This window comes from Flavicella sp. (assembly GCF_029238425.1).
GTDB lineage: Bacteria > Bacteroidota > Bacteroidia > Flavobacteriales > Flavobacteriaceae > Flavicella.
The window spans coordinates 1-2,222 of the sequence record NZ_JAQWGB010000146.1 but is presented as its reverse complement, the minus strand read 5'-3'; the positions used below and the strand labels follow the sequence as shown (position 1 = coordinate 2,222).

The 2,222-nt window shown below is 34.8% G+C and carries 3 protein-coding genes; 1 reads left to right on the top strand and 2 read right to left on the bottom strand.

The genetic code is table 11. The annotated features are described in order from the left end of the window. A partial coding sequence (locus P8H68_RS10515) for an AIR synthase-related protein (RefSeq protein ID WP_300324632.1) occupies positions 1-453 on the top strand: 453 nt, incomplete at its 5' end. Positions 454-514: 61 nt separating this feature from the next. Here the strand turns inward: P8H68_RS10515 and P8H68_RS10510 are convergent. Both P8H68_RS10510 and P8H68_RS10505 read right to left on the bottom strand, forming a co-directional pair. Next, a complete protein-coding gene (locus P8H68_RS10510) occupies positions 515-1,840 on the bottom strand; it encodes a sulfatase-like hydrolase/transferase (RefSeq protein ID WP_300324629.1) in 1,326 nt (441 codons plus the stop codon). Positions 1,841-1,934: 94 nt separating this feature from the next. Continuing rightward, positions 1,935-2,222 (bottom strand): hypothetical protein (locus P8H68_RS10505; protein WP_300324627.1); only part of this gene is annotated, 288 nt, incomplete at its 5' end.

Here is a 2,222-nt window from a genome sequence, read left to right as displayed (position 1 = left end):
GATTTAGATCAATATACTTATCTTGTTGAAAGACAATTAAAGCCAGAAGCGAGAAAAGACGTTCCGAAACTTTTAAAGGACTTAGATATTCTTCCTACAAGCATGATAGATATCTCTGATGGATTATCCTCTGAGGTGATTCATTTGTGTAAAAACTCTAAAGTTGGTGCCAATGTTTTTGAAGACAAACTTCCATTGGATCCTCAGGTGATTTCAACGGCTGAAGAATTCAATATGGACAGCACCATGATCGCTTTGAATGGTGGTGAAGATTACGAATTGTTATTTACCATCTCACAAGACGATTTTGAAAAAATAAAAGGAAATCCGCACTTTTCGATCATTGGTCATATGACGGAAGAGAACGAAGGAATCAACTTGGTTACTAGAGCCAATCAAAAAATGGAATTGACGGCACAAGGCTGGGACGCAATGCTCAAGAAAGAAAAATAAACTTTAGTATTAAAAATAAAAAACCACGCTTTTCGCGTGGTTTTTTTGTTCTCAATTACAACTATTTTATCTGATCATAAGCTGATTTCAAAACATCATAAGAAGTCTGTGCTTCCATCTCCAACTCCGAATCCAATAAATTTGTGGTTTCTTCATAATCGGAATTTAAATTAGATAAATACTCAATGCCATTTTCTATGGTTAATTTATAATTCATATCTCTTAAAGTATACCCATTTGCCGAAGCCGAGAAATTTGTTGTTCGGTTAGATCCCACATCCGAACTTAACAAGTCTTTAAAACTTTTACTAAATTCTGAATCATGATTTTCAACACCACAAATATCCGCAATAGTTGCGTACAAATCGGTTCCTTCTATTAGAGATTTATCGGAAATGCCTATTCTATCAACACCATAACCACTTACAATAAAGGGTGTGTTAACACCACCGCTATGTAAAGAGCCTTTTGCATTTCCTCCTGAAAATGGAGCTTGCGCCACTTTTCCTGGCGTTCCGTTATCTCCAACAAAAATAACTATGGTATTTGCCCGTGTTGCCTCATCCAAACTATTCAATAAATTACCAATTTCATAATCCATTGCCTCCAACATTTGCATATACATTCTTAGGTTATTACTTCCTGTAGTAGTATAAGAAGCAGCATCTTTTGGAGTATGAAATACCTCGTTTGCTGTATGTGCCGCATTATAAGCCACCCAACAAAACCAAGGCTTTTCGCGTTCAGAAATCCATTCTTTAGCATAATCTGTATAAGCGGTAGTTGTATAATAATCTGTTATTGAAGTGGAAAAACCATCCTCTTCTAAAGTCCAAACATAATAGTCCGATACACCGCCACTCGTTGTTCCTTTATAGGTATCTATTCCCATTGGCTCAATCACAGAGGAATTCGTAGACAAATGCCATTTTCCAAAAACGCCTGTATCATAGGCATCATTTGTATTTTCATTTATAAAAGCTTGCAAAAGTTTTTCAGAACCTGTTAAATGATCTCCTGGTGTTTCTATACCTGTTTGTGTAGAAGGTTTCCCCGTAATAATCGCTGCTCTGGTTGGTGAACAAGTCGGATACACCCATGCATTCTCAAAACGAATTCCGTCCTCATACAACTTTTGAACATTAGGCATCACAGGTTTCCGTGTTCTCGCTCCGTTAAAAGAAGTATCATAAGGAGAAGCATCCATCCCCATATCGTCAGCAATAATCAATAAAACATTTGGATGGTCACTGTCTATTTCAGGTTCAGACTCTGTTTCTTCTTCCTCTTCAACAATAATAATTTCCTCTTCTTCTTGTTCAACTATAGAATCAGAACAACTGAAAGCCAAAGGTAGCAGACTGAGTAAAAATAAAATATTTTTCATGCTGAGTAGTTTAAATTAGTAATCGTGGGTCTCTAATAAAACAATTTTATATAAAAAAACCCTACCTAACAAACTCCTTTTAAACCCATTTATTTTATTCCCAAACAAAAACCAATCCAGAATAAACATTATAACGCATCTGAAAATTATCTTGGTATATTTCCTCTAAGTCACTTCTATATCGATAATTTATCCCCAACTCTAACCCAATATTTTTTGTCATAAAAAACCGAACACCACCATCAATCGCAAAATTAAACATCAATACTTTTTCTTCAAATTCTTGATTTCTTTTTATAAAACCAACATCGGCTCCTATAGGAAGAACCCATCTATTAAACTTTTTAGGATTCTTTTCTAACAAAAATTTATATTTAAAAAA

What these genes read in the sequence shown, in the direction of transcription:
- P8H68_RS10510 (WP_300324629.1), bottom strand. Translation starts at nt 1,840, where the DNA reads ATGAAAAATATTTTATTTTTACTCAGTCTGCTACCTTTGGCTTTCAGT.